Source organism: Nostoc sp. PCC 9305 (assembly GCF_963920915.1).
Classification (GTDB): domain Bacteria; phylum Cyanobacteriota; class Cyanobacteriia; order Cyanobacteriales; family Nostocaceae; genus Nostoc.
In genome coordinates this window covers 153,651-167,238 of sequence record NZ_CAWUDN010000001.1, presented here as the reverse complement: position 1 = coordinate 167,238, position 13,588 = coordinate 153,651, and the positions used below count along the sequence as shown (strand labels likewise).

Here is a 13,588-nt window from a genome sequence, read left to right as displayed (position 1 = left end):
CCAATGCCGTAATTACCACACATCTCCATTGTAGGGTTTATAAAACTCCCCGCAATTGTGACGATTACGCTAGAATTATTAAAGGTTCTTTACAGAGTTTGCCGATCGTTCTCAATTCTGTTAAAACAGCCTAGCATTCAAATGTAAATCTTATTAAACACCCTCTAGAGTTCACCAAAAGCTTCTATGACGCTCCCAATTCGCAACGTCGCCATTATCGCCCACGTTGACCACGGTAAAACGACCCTGGTTGACGCACTCCTCAAACAATCCGGCATTTTCCGCGAAGGCGAAGACGTTCCGGATTGCGTTATGGACTCTAACGCCCTAGAACGGGAACGGGGTATTACTATCCTGTCCAAAAATACGGCAGTTCGCTACAAAGAAACACTAATTAATATTGTTGATACTCCTGGACACGCTGACTTTGGTGGCGAAGTTGAACGCGTACTCGGTATGGTTGACGGCTGTCTTCTGATTGTTGATGCCAACGAAGGCCCCATGCCCCAAACGCGCTTTGTCCTCAAAAAAGCCTTAGAAAAAGGGCTGCGCCCCATCGTTATCATCAACAAAATCGATCGCGGTCAAACTGACCCCCACGTTGCTGTTGATAAAGTATTGGATCTGTTCTTGGAATTAGGGGCAGATGAAGACCAGTGTGATTTTACCTATCTGTTTGCCTCCGGTATGGGAGGTTTCGCCAAGGAAAGCTTGGAAGCAGAATCGGTAGATATGCAACCCCTGTTTAACGCAATTCTGCAACACGTTCCACCACCAGTAGGCGACAGCAATAAGCCTCTACAATTGCAAGTTACAACCCTAGATTATTCTGAATATCTGGGACGGATTGTGATTGGCAGAATTCACAACGGTACTATCCGCGCAGGGCAACAAGCGGCTTTGGTAACAGAAGATGGTACCATTGTCAAGGGTAAAATTACCAAGTTGATGGGTTTTGATGGACTGAAGCGCGTAGAGATGGAAGAAGCAACCGCAGGTTATATTGTGGCGGTGGCTGGTTTCGCTGATGCTTATATTGGGGAAACGATTACTGACCCCAATGAACCGCAAGCTTTACCACTTATTAAAGTGGATGAACCAACCTTGCAAATGGCCTTCTGGGTGAATGATTCGCCCTTTGCTGGTCAAGAAGGCAAGTTGGTGACATCAAGACAAATACGCGATCGCCTATTCCGCGAACTCGAAACCAACGTTGCTTTGCGTGTCGAAGAAACCGATTCTCCTGATAAATTCCTCGTTTCCGGTCGTGGTGAACTCCACCTGGGTATCTTAATTGAAACCATGCGTCGGGAAGGCTTCGAGTTTCAGGTATCTCAGCCACAGGTAATTTACCGCGAAATTAACGGCCAACCTTGCGAACCTTTTGAACTCTTGGTGTTAGACGTTCCTGCTGATGGTGTGGGTAGCTGTATTGAACGCCTGGGACAACGCAAAGGCGAAATGCAAGATATGCAGCCAGGTAGTGGCGATCGCACCCAGTTAGAGTTTGTCATTCCCGCCCGTGGATTGATTGGTTTCCGGGGTGAATTCATGCGGATGACTCGTGGCGAAGGCATCATGAACCACAGCTTCTTAGACTACCGTCAAATCAGTGGCGACATTGAAGCCCGTAACAAAGGCGTTTTAATCTCCTTTGAAGAAGGCGTTTCTACCTTCTACGCTATGAGAAATGCCGAAGATAGAGGAGCATTCTTTATTACTCCCGGTACAAAGGTTTACAGAGGCATGATTGTGGGAGAACACAATCGTTCCCAAGATTTGGAATTGAATATCTGTAAGACCAAGCAGTTAACCAACCACCGCGCAGCTGGTGGCGATGAATTAGTGCAACTGCAAGCACCAATAGACATGAGCCTAGAGCGTGCTTTGGAATACATTGGCCCCGATGAATTAGTGGAAGTTACACCTCAATCTATTCGTCTGCGGAAGATGTCGAAGAAGTTGGCGAAACGGTAATTCATAGCGGTGGCTTTTCTTGCTCACCCACTCATTTAATAACATCACAAAACAAAGCCTGCTGACGCAGGCTTTTTCGTTTAGTAATCTTCTAGTAGTTAAATGTAGTACTATACGCTACTATAAATTAATCAATCTATTTAGAGCGAGTCAGTCAATTCGATTCGCAAACATACTAGCTAAAGGTTTCTTGTATGAGCAATGAAAATCATAATAATACTTTCAATATATATTTAGGGGATGGTGGGAACTTTAACAAGTCTATTGAAGGGAATTATTTACAAGTACACGGTAATTACATAAATAATGGTAATTATATAAATATCAGTCAGGATTTATCTGAAGCTGCTACACAGATTCAAGAGTTATTACGCCAGCTAGAAAATCAGGGCTATAATCGCCAAGATGCTCAACAGAAGGTAGTTAAAGACTGGGCGAATGAAGTTCAAAAGAACCCTAGAGCTAAAGGTAAACTTGTTAAATTAGGGCAATCTATACGTGATGCTGCTGCAAGTGCTGTCATAGGAGAAGCTACGCTAAATGTGATTAAATTAGTTTTTGCTTCATTAGGCATTCCTATGCCATTTTAAAAGGTCAATTACTCCTATGCTATAAAGCACTGAGCAGAATTTGAAATATGAAAGTCCCAATAAAGCAAATATTCAGAGAGTTCTATCTTCTGAGCAATCGGCTTTCGTTGGTAGAGAAGGTAATATACGGTGTGTTTAGCATAGCTTTAGTTAGGGCTGTATACCTAACGATTCTTAATTTATCAAAAAAAATCATTGATTATGTTTTAGCAAACTATCAAATGATTTTTGCTATTTTTTTCGGCGGACTAGCTATACTCATATTTGGATTAGGTTTCTATTTATATATTTTAAAAGTTAGGAATAAGCAAAACAGTTTAGATGAAAGCTCAGTAGATGATGAGACAAATGAACCTCGCAATATCTATACAGAAGGAGGTAATTATAACGCAAATATTAATGGCGATCAAATTGAGATATATGGAGATGTTATTAACATAAATCAGGATTTTTCAGAAATTGCTCAAGAAATTCGTGAGTTAATAACTGAACTAAAAAATCAGGGTTATAGTGAAGAAGACGCTAAAACAGAAATTGCAACTGAATTAGCAGAAGAAGCCCGTAAAAAGCCCAAGGTTAGAAAAAAGCTTTTTATGTGGAAAAAATCTTTTAGTACTAACACTAAGAAGACTAATGATGAAACTGAAGTAGCAAGAGAAGTTGTTACTAGTGCTACAGCCTATAGTCATACTTCTTCTAAAGATTTCACTGAAGTAGTATCGGGGCATTATCAGAAACTAGACGAATTACTTCAAGCTAAGAACTGGAAAGAAGCTGATTTAGAAACGGCTAAGATAATTTATATAATATCTCAGAAAGAGTTACCAGAAACTTCACTATACAGAACTTACCTTACAGATTATTTTTGTTCAGAACATATAAAAGTTCTCCCAAGAAAAGACTTAAATAATATAAATAAACTCTGGTTAAAATATAGCAATGGGCGGTTTGGATTTAGCGTTCAAAAACGCATTTGGAAACGTATTGGAGGCGGTTCAGATACAACTTATAATAGTGAAGAAATACAAGAAAAATTTGGTGATGAAGTTGGCTGGCGGAAAGAAGGAGATTGGGTATATTACTCGGATATTTACTACTCGCGGACAGCACCATCTGGGCATCTTCCAATATGTTTAATGCTAAACTCAGAGAAATCTGAGCGATGTGATATTGATTTTGAAATACTAGAAGTCATTGTTGGGCGTATATCATGACTATTCGTGAAACTGCGATCGCCATTGTCCACATGAAAAGATCCTTGAGTCAATAACTGACAAAGAAGTTATATTCAAAATATCGGGTTTTGGTAAAGACTATCAATGCACCAAGTTAATTTGAAAGAAGCTGAGACTCGCCTAGCAGAATTAATTGAAGAGGCGGCTGCTGGAGAAGAAGTCATCATCATGCGTAATGATGGGACATCTTTCAAAATTGTGCCACTTAATGGAGTAGAAGTACGCCCCAAGTTTGGTAGTGCTAGGGATTTGGTAAAAATGTCAGATGATTTTGATGAGCCGTTGGCAGATTTTGAGGAATACGCTCCATGAGACTCCTGCTCGTCGACACTCATACGTTTTTATGGTTTATTGAGGGCAGTTTTAACCTCAGTGACACAGCAAAAAACTTGATTGAAGATCGGGGAAATCAAAGATTTTTGAGCATTGCGAGTCTTTGGGAAATTTCTATCAAGGTCAGTATCGACAAGCTAAAACTGGAAATGACTTTTACTGAGTTGGTCAAGCAACAAGTTTATGGTAATGCTATTGAATTGCTTGAAATACGACCAGAACATTTAGATGAGTTAGCAAAGTTACCTTTTTACCATAAAGATCCATTTGATCGGCTCATAATTTCTCAAAGTTTAGTAGATAGCATACCTATAATTACTAGAGACAGTATGTTTGAAAGTTATCCCGTGCAGATATTGTGGTGAATCGTACCACATTTATACACAATAGAAGTTATTAAGTTATTGTCAAAAGTCCAGATCGGAAAGCGATGCCTACGGTGGCAAGAGACGCTCAAGACTAGTATAAGCTTCAGCCTATACTAAAAAGGGAAGACTAGAACAATCTTGATCTCAAAATGCCATTGGTTTCAACAACTGACCCACTTCCGCTTGTAACCGAATTATGAAAAATATTACGTCGACGCAAGGAAAAATTACAGTTCCAGAAAGCGCGACTTTAGAAGAGTTCTTAAAACTTCCATATATTGAAGAGTCACCAGCTTGGGAATATATCAACGGAGAGGCAATTCAGAAACCTATGGGAGGAGGTAAACACAGCTTATTGCAAAAACGTTTAGTTGCAGTGATTGATACGTTGGGAAGTAACTACGAAGCTTTTCCTGAATTACGCTGTACCTGCGGTAATCGTTCAGTAGTTCCTGATGTGGTTGTGATCTCTACCAATCAAATACCACTGGATGAGAGCGGTGATATTATTAGCAGCGGGATTGATTTTGCACCCCCTTGGATCATCGAAATTCTTTCCCCTGCTCAAAGTCAAACGAAAGTAACTGGCAATATCTTACACTGTTTGAGAAATGGCAGTCAGCTAGGCTGGTTGATTGATCCAAGTGAACGCTGTATTTTAGTTTATCAGCCTAATTCTTTACCAGATTTGTTAGCAGGACAGGATATATTACCAGTGTTAGAAGATTTAAATTTGACGCTCTCTGTTAATGAAGTCTTTGCTTGGTTACAGCGTACAGTTTGACAGCAACTCGCAATCATCAAAAAATCTGCATCTTGTGTGAATATGACTTACTCTATTTCCCGAATAAACTCTAACTGAACGAAAAAGTAGAGTGAGTTTTTTAACTTAAAATGCTGAATAATCTAAATAGAGGTTTTCTGTGAGCATAAGTCTCAATTGTAAGTAGTCGTCGTAACTTTCCATCTCTGTTTTGAGGAATCCAACTAAAAGCTTTTTTGACGAACCCCTGAGACACTGTGAATTTTAGGTGGTATTGGGTTAAAAAAGAAACATGAAAATCATCAAACCCATCACCAATTGGTTAGAAACTCGCGCCAGTGCCCCTGCTTATGGCGGTTGGGTACTAGCAGCAACGGCTATTTGTTTTTTTGGCGCAGGTATCAATACGATGGCTGGTTGGCTGTATGCCATTAGCGGCATCAGTTTTGCCCTTTTGGGTGTAGCAGCCATCTTACCACCGCGATCGCTCACAGGTCTATCCATCACCCGCCGTCCCATGCGACCAGTATCAGCAGGCGACGATCTAACGGTGGAATTAGAAATCTGCAATCAGACACAGCAGCCTGTAAGCTTATTGCAAGTTGAAGATATACTGCCCTTCGTCTTAGGAAAACCAGTACAAAAGGCAATCGAAACAATTCCTAGCCAAGGTAGTTACCGTTGGGTATATTACCATCCGACTCAGCGCCGGGGCGTTTATCGCTGGCACACAGTCGAACTTGGTTCTGGTGCGCCTTTAGGATTGTTCTGGTGTCGCCGTCAGCGTGATTGTGCCGCCACAGCGATCGTTTATCCGACAGTGTTACCCTTGGCTACCTGCCCCCTAGTAGATGAAATGGGACAAGAAGAGAGCAAAAGGGGCGATCCTCGTGGTAGACCATTGCAGACAGCGACAACAGGGCTGGTGCGATCGCTCCGTCCCTACCGCATCGGAGATCCCACCCGTCTGATTCACTGGCGAACTAGCGCCCGCTATGGCGAATTAAGGGTGCGGGAGTTAGAAATGGTCACAGGTGGACAAGAAATAGTTATTGCCCTTGACAGTGCTAGCAAGTGGGAAGAAGAAAACTTTGAACAAGCAGTAATTGCCGCAGCATCACTGTACTTTTATGCACAGCAACAGCAATTACAGGTGCAACTGTGGACAGCATCAACAAGTTTAGTTAAAGGCGATCGCTTTGTTCTAGAAACCTTAGCAGCAACCGCAGCCTTAGAAGATGCCAGTTCAGTTGTTCCTAAAAGCTATCCTTTGATTTGGTTGACTCAAAACCCCCTGAGCCTTGCTACTCTTCCTCAAGGTAGTCGTTGGGTTTTGTGGCCAAATATCTCCTCACCAGCAGAGCAAGAGGTAATTAATTGGGAACACCCTGGTATAGTTTTGCAAAGCGATGGTTTACTGCAACCCCAGCTACAAAAAACATTACATTCATAAATCAATTCAAATTTTATAATTTCAAAGACTGCTGACAAGTTCAGGTTCTGCGATTTCTGAGATTTTCTCCGATCCCAGGACACTCGATAGATCAGCCTTTGAGCAAAAGTAAAACGATTTGAGCAGGTAAGGTTGGGGAAATACACCCAGTAATCCCTTAGTGAGGCTGAGGTACAATGCAAAGAAATATTTAAATTATGAACGACATGATCGCATCAGAACATAACACAAAATCCAGCGATAAAAGCCTAGAGGCAATGCGGCATTTTTCCGAACAATACGCCAAGCGTACTGGAACATACTTCTGTTCTGAACCTTCTGTCACCGCAGTTGTGATTGAAGGACTAGCCAAACATAAAGACGACCTGGGTGCGCCTTTATGTCCTTGTCGCCATTACGAAGACAAAGAAGCTGAGATTCACGCCACATATTGGAACTGTCCTTGTGTGCCAATGAGAGAACGCAAAGAGTGCCATTGCATGTTATTCCTCACCCCTGACAACGAGTTTGCTGGAGATAAACAAGAAATCTCTCTGGAAACAATCAAAGAAGTACGAGACAGTATGGGATGAGCGAAATCATCCCCCAAGAGTTTTGGCAAGGCGTAGAACAGTTCAATTCTGGAGAGTTCTACGCTTGTCATGACACTTTAGAGGCTTTGTGGATTGAAGCTGGCGAACCGGAAAAAAGCTTTTATCAAGGCATTCTCCAAATTGCTGTGGCACTGTATCATTTGGAAAATCGGAATTGGCGAGGTGCGGTAATTCTATTGGGAGAAGGTAGCAATCGCCTACGCCGTTACCCATCTAGTTACGGCGGCGTTGACGTAGATGAGCTATTGAGTCAGAGCGCAGCGTTGTTGACGAATTTACAACAAATAGGGCCAGATAAAATTGCTGCTGGCGATCTGGGCGAAAATCAAGTCTTATCTTTGCCTAGAATTGTGCTGAGTACTGATTAGACATCTAGTTAAATTATGCGTTGCCTGAAATCACTGGTAGGCGAAATTCATCTAGCCAAGGGCTTCCCGTACCACTAGCTACGCGTGTGTCTCCGTTAAAAGAAGAGTATTGTGCCTACGTCGATTTCACTCAGATGTCAATTACCTGAAACCTTGAGGTTGGGGGTAGCGTCACTATTTCAGCCAGTAGTTATCGTAAATCACTCCAGATTGTATATTTCATATCTGGATAAAGTACTTGAGATAATTAGAATGCAAGCTGAAATCCTAAATCCCCAATTGCTATGATGCCCTGCTATCAATTGCCCTTCTCACAGATACGTCGCTTTGGATTAGCTTTAATGCTGCCAGCTGCACTTTTGGGCGCTTTTGCCTTCCCTACCCAAGTGCAAACCGCTACTGCACAAACATCTGAGGCAAATCGCCCCCTGACTATCCGCGCTGATGTGCAAGAATATGACGCTAAAAATCAAGTAATTACCGCTCGCGGTAACGTGCAAATGTTGTATCCGGCTCGTCAACTTCAGGCAACATCTGCCCAAGCACAGTATTTTAGTAAGGAACGCCGAATTGATTTCAGTGGTAATGTATATATTCTGCAACAGGGCGGTAATAGTATCCGAGCAGAGAAAGTAACCTATTTAATTGATGAAGGGCGATTTGTTGCTTTACCCCAATCCAACCGTCAGGTAGAGTCCATCTACATGATTGAGGAATCAAATAATAGCGGACAAACTGCGACACCTGCCCCAAAGACGCCACCTTTGAAGCCTTCTAATTAGCATTTACCACCAAGAAAGGGTGCTTCCAGCGTGAAAATTGTTTTAGAGAATATTCACAAATCTTACGGCAAGCGAGTAATTGTCAATCGTGTCAATCTTTCTGTTGCTCAGGGCGAAATCGTTGGTTTACTAGGCCCCAATGGGGCTGGTAAAACGACGACTTTTTACATTGCCACAGGTTTAGAAAAACCCAATCAAGGAAAAGTTTGGCTGGGTAATGTAGACGTGACGGGAATGCCAATGCATCAAAGGGCACGACTGGGTATTGGTTATCTAGCACAAGAACCAAGTGTTTTTCGCCAGCTCTCGGTAGAGGATAATATTCTGTTAGTGCTAGAGCAAACTCATGTGCCACGTTGGGAGTGGTCAAGGCGACTCAAAACTTTACTACGGGAGTTTCGGTTGGAAAAATTAGCTAGGAGTAAAGGAATTCAACTTTCTGGTGGTGAGCGACGGCGGACGGAATTAGCAAGGTCTTTAGCTGCTGGAAAAGAAGGGCCAAAATTTTTACTTTTGGATGAACCATTTGCGGGAGTCGATCCGATCGCAGTCTCAGAAATTCAGCAAATCGTAGCACAACTGCGCGAGCGCGGTATGGGAATCTTAATTACAGATCATAATGTCCGTGAAACCCTTGCCATCACCGATCGCGCCTACATCATGCGTGAGGGACAAATCCTCGCTTTTGGCGCTGCTGACGAACTCTACAGCAATTCCCTTGTGCGGCAATATTATTTGGGGGATAATTTTCAAGTCTAAATTAATAATTATTTAGTTAATAATTTCAAAGAATATTTTGATTTTTGATTCTTCAGCATGAATTTTATGAATTCATTTTAGTTCTGTTTTCTCAGCTATTGAGAATTAAACTTTGATACTGAATAAATTAGATACAGCAGTTTGTAATTAAGTGAGGTAGAGAGCCTAAATTTCCAGACCAGATATAAAGACTATTTTTCTCCTGCCTCCTACCCCCTGCCTCCTACCCCTGCCTCCTGCTATATACTTTGCTTTACCAGGGTTGCCAATATCTAAATTTTCAAGTTGCTTATGATATCAAAGAAGCTCCCGTCTTTTAATAGTCTTTATTCGCTGCTGCCTTTTACGATCATGGATCGCTACCTTGCCAGCGAATTGTTAGCGCCGTTTTTCTTTGGTGTCGGAGCTTTTTCATCAATTGGCGTCACCATTGATGCTGTATTCGATCTCGTCAGAAAAATTGTAGAATCTGGGCTACCCATAGACATTGCTATTCAAGTTTTTTTGTTAAAATTTCCCAATTTTATCGTTTTAGCTTTCCCGATGTCTACGCTGCTGGCTACTTTGATGACCTACAGTCGTCTTTCTAGCGAGAGCGAACTAATTGCCTTGCGTGGTTGTGGCGTCAGTGTCTATCGCATGGTGCTAACTGCTGTGATGTTAAGTCTTGTAGTCACAGGAATGACATTTGTGTTTAACGAAGAAATCGCACCAGCAGCAAATTATCAAGCGGCGACGACTTTAGAGAAAGCCCTGAAATCAGACAAGCCAACTTTTAAACAACAAAATATTTTCTATCCTGAATACCAGGATGTTGTTCAGCCGGATGGTTCTAAGAATCGGATATTGACACGCTTGTTTTACGCCGACCAATTTGATGGTAAGCGGATGAAAGGGTTGACAATTATAGATCGCTCAACAAAAAATCTGAATCAAATTGTGGTATCAGAATCTGCTCAGTGGAATCCTTCGCAAAATGTCTGGGATTTTTACAACGGTACGATCTATTTTGTGGCTGCCGATCGCTCTTATCGTAACATCGTCAAATTTGAACAACAACAACTGCAACTACCGCGCACGCCATTAAGTCTGGCAGAAAAAAGCCGCGATTATGGTGAGATGAATATTTCTGAAGCACTACAGCAACTAGAAGTGGAAAATCTTGGTGGCGATCGCCAAAAAATTCGTAAACTTGAAGTGCGGATTCAACAAAAAGTCTCTTTGCCCTTTGTATGCGTGGTTTTTGGCTTGGTAGGTGCAGCGATGGGAAGCATACCGCAGCGGACGGGGAGAGGTACAAGCTTTGGGATTAGTGTCCTAGTTATATTTTCGTACTACTTAATTTTCTTTATTAGTGGGGCGATGGCACAAGCAGGTGTCCTATCTCCCTTTATGGGAGCTTGGTTGCCCAACTTTCTTTTTTTGGGAATAGGTCTATTCTTATTGATGCGAGTTGCCAGACGTTAAATTGAGGAGGATGCGGCAGTACACAAACAATATTAAACATCTGGTGAAATTAAATATGCGTTATCCATAACCCTTGCAGAAACATAGCAGTGGTACGTCTCTACATTTATTTTCACCAGATGTCTATAGGGAACTCCAAAAAATAAATTATCCAATTTTTGGAATCACAACGACTTTTCCTCCCCCTGCTCCCTGCTCCCCTGCCCTAAAAGCGATGGGATATTTTTTTATTTGGAAGTCCCTTATTCTCCCTCATCCCCCACTTCAATTACGGGTGATAATTTCGACATTCTGGTGCATTGGGGTTTTCCTTGCAGTATTCTTCAAAAGAGACTTTGGCTGATATCATACCCTCAGCTTTCTGATGAGCTGCTTCTGCCTGAAGTTCTTCTACCTCATCCCAGGCAGCTGCACAGGCTTTAGAATAAGCACCTTGTTCAGTGCAAATAGCACGAGCCTGCTCAATAGCTTTTTGAATTCTCTCCTCCAGCAGTAGCGCTTTTGGCGCTTCCACAAAGTCGCTTTTAGTCAAAATGTCGGTAATCGAGATGATGCCTAACAACTTGCCTTGAATCACAGGTGCGCGATGAATACCAGTATTAGCAAATAACCGCGCTACATATTCCACACCCAAATCAGGATTGACTACAATGCAGGGCTTGCTCATAATTTCATAAACCCGCACTTGCTTTGGATCTTTACCGTAGGCTGCGATCTTATAAACAATATCCGTTTCTGTAACAATGCCATAAGCATCATTGTCATAGCGACGATCCACAACCAGCGCCCGCAATCCTTTATCCTTCATCAGCCCCACCGCTTCAGCAACAGTTGCCGAACCGCGAATGGTAACTACGTCTTTGGTCATGATATCTTCAGCTTTCATCATTGCTGTAGTCTCCTGGTTAATAGTCCGGTGCAGCACTGCGCCCTCATGGACGTATCGAAGCGTTGCAGCGCACAGTTTGCTTTAACTAGAAAGTAAAAAAAGTTGAACTTTTGCCCAGCTACAACAATAAATTAGACCAGTTGTCAACTTATGATGTTATCCAATGTAACCAATGCCCAAAAACTAAGCATAAATTGTGATAATATTTTGCCGATTAACAAATATTTATTTTTAAATTGCCGAAAATTGCCGCATTTTCCAGAAATAGCTAGAAATCAAATTGGTAATAATATGAGCGACAATCGGCACTAACAAGTTGCCCGTGAGCAGGGCACTATATGCTAATATCATCCCGACAATTGTTGCCCAAATTACATAAGGCCATTGTTGGGAACCGCTAAAATGCAAGATGCCAAAGCAAAGACTAGATACGATTACAGCTGTAAGATCGGAGCCTAAAGCTGGTAGCATCACACCTCTAAATAACAATTCTTCACTCAACCCTGGTAGCAACCCCAGCCAAATCAAATCTGGTAAAGCTAAAGGCTTTAGTACTACTTCTAGGTAATAATCTGCACTCTTACGATAGGCAGTCCATAGGCGGTAAGTTAAGCCACTTAACGCGGTGAGCACAAACCCCAACCCTACACCTAACAGCGCTTCTCTTGGATTCAAGTCCCAAGAAAATAGCGAAAAGTTACCAAGGTATAACGAAAGTTTAGCGACTATCAACAAAATGATTGCAGTCGCTCCCATCGCCCCAAGTACTTGGATGCGCGTCAGGTATGGAATTTCTGGCTCTTGCTTTTGTTGTTCAATCACAGGTTTTTAATTTTTAAGGGGCATTGGGCATTGGGCATGGGGAGCAGGGGAAGGGTAAAAACTCCTAACTCCTAACTCCTAACTCCTAACTTTTAATTACTGACTGCAAAGGTAATAATTTGGGACGGAGAGCGCAGGGATTGATGCCTGCTTTATGTGCTACCAATACACCTACTGCTTCTAAATATGAGTTTACCTGTATAGATTTGATCCCCAAAGGTTGGGCAGGAACTTTTATCAGAGTTTTATTTTCTTCTACTGTAATTATTTGGCATTGTCTTTGGCTTAAACTCAGTAAGGCACTGCTACCACAGGCAGTTGCAGGTACGATCGCAGCATCCACTTCATCTACCCAAATATCTCCTTTCTCTGATGCAATCGCTCTTTTATCTATTATAAATTGTGGGGCACGACTTAATCCGACAAGGACGCACGGCAAAAAGGTATAGCCTAATTCTTCGGCGGCGGAACGCGGAGATAAATCAGGTTGTGGAGGTTCGCTCAAAAGGGCGGGAGAATGGGCGCAAGGAATTTGAAAGGTTCGCACTAGCAAATGGCTAATTACGGCTTCTGCACCCGCTAAAGAATCTACGCCTTCACCTTGGCGATATTTCTGTACTGCTTCCTCATCCATATCATCGGGGAAACGGGCTACAACTGCGATCGCTTCTGCCCCCGCTTTTTTAATTAATATCTCAGCTGCCCTTAACAAGCTATCCGGGTTGCCAATTGTTCCCCAACTAGCCCCCGATGCTGTAGTCCGTAATTCTACATTTAATGGTGCATCAGTAATTACATAATCTGTTAGAGTCAATCCCAGAGTTGCTCTGACTGCATCGGCTGCTTGTATATGTCGTAGCCGTAACTCTGGCTCAATAGCTTGGTCTAAAAGCAAACCTACTTTGTTACTGCGGACTGGACGCAAACCCCAGCATCCAGAGGCGAATTTGTCAAGCCCGTAACCTTCAACATAGAAAGCATTTGGGAGATTCCAATACAAACTTGCGCCATTAAGGACATTGGGGTGAGTAATTAGGCGATCGCAAACCTGTGCTATGACTTTGGCAACAGGTAAAGCATCTCCTGCATAACCCCCAATGGCAGCCCCAACGCCTGTTGGTACAATTAAAATAGCGGTATATGGACGATTCATCTTAAGTTAAGAGTGATGAGTTTATGAATCACAAGC

General features: G+C 42.4%; 15 protein-coding genes. 12 read left to right on the top strand and 3 right to left on the bottom strand.

Annotation, left to right across the window (positions count from 1 at the left end; genetic code table 11):
- Window positions 1-186 precede the first annotated feature (186 nt).
- The 12 genes from typA to ACM0OX_RS00635 all read left to right on the top strand — a co-directional run bounded on the left by typA (window position 187) and on the right by ACM0OX_RS00635 (window position 10,688).
- Window positions 187-1,977, top strand: coding sequence for a translational GTPase TypA (typA, locus tag ACM0OX_RS00690; RefSeq protein WP_414512227.1), 1,791 nt, complete (start codon window positions 187-189; stop codon window positions 1,975-1,977).
- Between the two features lie 194 nt (window positions 1,978-2,171).
- Complete coding sequence (locus tag ACM0OX_RS00685) at window positions 2,172-2,567, top strand: hypothetical protein (protein ID WP_414512225.1); 396 nt, start codon at window positions 2,172-2,174, stop codon at window positions 2,565-2,567.
- Between the two features lie 47 nt (window positions 2,568-2,614).
- The gene (locus ACM0OX_RS00680; protein WP_414512223.1) at window positions 2,615-3,781 is read left to right on the top strand and encodes a GUN4 domain-containing protein; all 1,167 of its coding nucleotides are present in this window, start codon (window positions 2,615-2,617) and stop codon (window positions 3,779-3,781) included.
- A 105-nt stretch (window positions 3,782-3,886) separates the two neighbouring features.
- Window positions 3,887-4,114 (top strand): type II toxin-antitoxin system Phd/YefM family antitoxin, encoded by a 228-nt coding sequence (locus ACM0OX_RS00675; protein ID WP_414512221.1) that lies wholly within the window; start codon window positions 3,887-3,889, stop codon window positions 4,112-4,114.
- A complete protein-coding gene (locus tag ACM0OX_RS00670) occupies window positions 4,111-4,500 on the top strand; it encodes a type II toxin-antitoxin system VapC family toxin (protein WP_414512219.1) in 390 nt (129 codons plus the stop codon). The genes ACM0OX_RS00675 and ACM0OX_RS00670 overlap by 4 nt, the downstream gene beginning before the upstream one ends.
- 199 nt (window positions 4,501-4,699) lie before the next feature.
- Complete coding sequence (locus tag ACM0OX_RS00665; protein WP_414512217.1) at window positions 4,700-5,287, top strand: Uma2 family endonuclease; 588 nt, start codon at window positions 4,700-4,702, stop codon at window positions 5,285-5,287.
- A 271-nt stretch (window positions 5,288-5,558) separates the two neighbouring features.
- On the top strand, window positions 5,559-6,719 hold the full coding sequence (locus tag ACM0OX_RS00660; protein ID WP_414512216.1) for a DUF58 domain-containing protein: 1,161 nt from the start codon (window positions 5,559-5,561) through the stop codon (window positions 6,717-6,719).
- A gap of 206 nt (window positions 6,720-6,925) precedes the next feature.
- Window positions 6,926-7,291 (top strand): ferredoxin thioredoxin reductase catalytic beta subunit, encoded by a 366-nt coding sequence (locus ACM0OX_RS00655; RefSeq protein WP_099100573.1) that lies wholly within the window; start codon window positions 6,926-6,928, stop codon window positions 7,289-7,291.
- On the top strand, window positions 7,288-7,680 hold the full coding sequence (locus ACM0OX_RS00650) for a DUF309 domain-containing protein (RefSeq protein ID WP_414512214.1): 393 nt from the start codon (window positions 7,288-7,290) through the stop codon (window positions 7,678-7,680). The genes ACM0OX_RS00655 and ACM0OX_RS00650 overlap by 4 nt, the downstream gene beginning before the upstream one ends.
- A 284-nt stretch (window positions 7,681-7,964) precedes the next feature.
- A complete protein-coding gene (locus ACM0OX_RS00645; protein WP_414512212.1) occupies window positions 7,965-8,462 on the top strand; it encodes an LptA/OstA family protein in 498 nt (165 codons plus the stop codon).
- A gap of 30 nt (window positions 8,463-8,492) precedes the next feature.
- A complete protein-coding gene (gene lptB / locus ACM0OX_RS00640) occupies window positions 8,493-9,221 on the top strand; it encodes an LPS export ABC transporter ATP-binding protein (RefSeq protein ID WP_414512211.1) in 729 nt (242 codons plus the stop codon).
- A gap of 351 nt (window positions 9,222-9,572) precedes the next feature.
- On the top strand, window positions 9,573-10,688 hold the full coding sequence (locus ACM0OX_RS00635; RefSeq protein ID WP_414512209.1) for an LptF/LptG family permease: 1,116 nt from the start codon (window positions 9,573-9,575) through the stop codon (window positions 10,686-10,688).
- Between the two features lie 268 nt (window positions 10,689-10,956).
- Here ACM0OX_RS00635 and ACM0OX_RS00630 read toward each other — a convergent pair whose 3' ends face one another.
- The 3 genes from ACM0OX_RS00630 to ACM0OX_RS00620 all read right to left on the bottom strand — a co-directional run bounded on the left by ACM0OX_RS00630 (window position 10,957) and on the right by ACM0OX_RS00620 (window position 13,552).
- A complete protein-coding gene (locus ACM0OX_RS00630; protein WP_414512204.1) occupies window positions 10,957-11,577 on the bottom strand; it encodes a CP12 domain-containing protein in 621 nt (206 codons plus the stop codon).
- A 231-nt stretch (window positions 11,578-11,808) separates the two neighbouring features.
- Window positions 11,809-12,399 carry a CPBP family intramembrane glutamic endopeptidase gene (locus tag ACM0OX_RS00625; RefSeq protein WP_414512202.1) on the bottom strand — a complete coding sequence of 197 codons (591 nt, stop codon included), beginning with the start codon at window positions 12,397-12,399 and terminating at the stop codon, window positions 11,809-11,811.
- Window positions 12,400-12,484: 85 nt separating this feature from the next.
- A complete protein-coding gene (locus ACM0OX_RS00620; RefSeq protein ID WP_414512201.1) occupies window positions 12,485-13,552 on the bottom strand; it encodes a DUF3326 domain-containing protein in 1,068 nt (355 codons plus the stop codon).
- Window positions 13,553-13,588: the final 36 nt, after the last annotated feature.

Bases quoted from the DNA above. Each gene is read 5' to 3' on its own strand.
- typA (WP_414512227.1), top strand. From the start codon at position 187: ATGACGCTCCCAATTCGCAACGTCGCCATTATCGCCCACGTTGACCAC.
- ACM0OX_RS00685 (WP_414512225.1), top strand. From the start codon at position 2,172: ATGAGCAATGAAAATCATAATAATACTTTCAATATATATTTAGGGGAT.
- ACM0OX_RS00680 (WP_414512223.1), top strand. From the start codon at position 2,615: ATGAAAGTCCCAATAAAGCAAATATTCAGAGAGTTCTATCTTCTGAGC.
- ACM0OX_RS00675 (WP_414512221.1), top strand. From the start codon at position 3,887: ATGCACCAAGTTAATTTGAAAGAAGCTGAGACTCGCCTAGCAGAATTA.
- ACM0OX_RS00670 (WP_414512219.1), top strand. From the start codon at position 4,111: ATGAGACTCCTGCTCGTCGACACTCATACGTTTTTATGGTTTATTGAG.
- ACM0OX_RS00665 (WP_414512217.1), top strand. From the start codon at position 4,700: ATGAAAAATATTACGTCGACGCAAGGAAAAATTACAGTTCCAGAAAGC.
- ACM0OX_RS00660 (WP_414512216.1), top strand. From the start codon at position 5,559: ATGAAAATCATCAAACCCATCACCAATTGGTTAGAAACTCGCGCCAGT.
- ACM0OX_RS00655 (WP_099100573.1), top strand. From the start codon at position 6,926: ATGATCGCATCAGAACATAACACAAAATCCAGCGATAAAAGCCTAGAG.
- ACM0OX_RS00650 (WP_414512214.1), top strand. From the start codon at position 7,288: ATGAGCGAAATCATCCCCCAAGAGTTTTGGCAAGGCGTAGAACAGTTC.
- ACM0OX_RS00645 (WP_414512212.1), top strand. From the start codon at position 7,965: ATGATGCCCTGCTATCAATTGCCCTTCTCACAGATACGTCGCTTTGGA.
- ACM0OX_RS00635 (WP_414512209.1), top strand. From the start codon at position 9,573: ATGGATCGCTACCTTGCCAGCGAATTGTTAGCGCCGTTTTTCTTTGGT.
- ACM0OX_RS00630 (WP_414512204.1), bottom strand. From the start codon at position 11,577: ATGATGAAAGCTGAAGATATCATGACCAAAGACGTAGTTACCATTCGC.
- ACM0OX_RS00620 (WP_414512201.1), bottom strand. From the start codon at position 13,552: ATGAATCGTCCATATACCGCTATTTTAATTGTACCAACAGGCGTTGGG.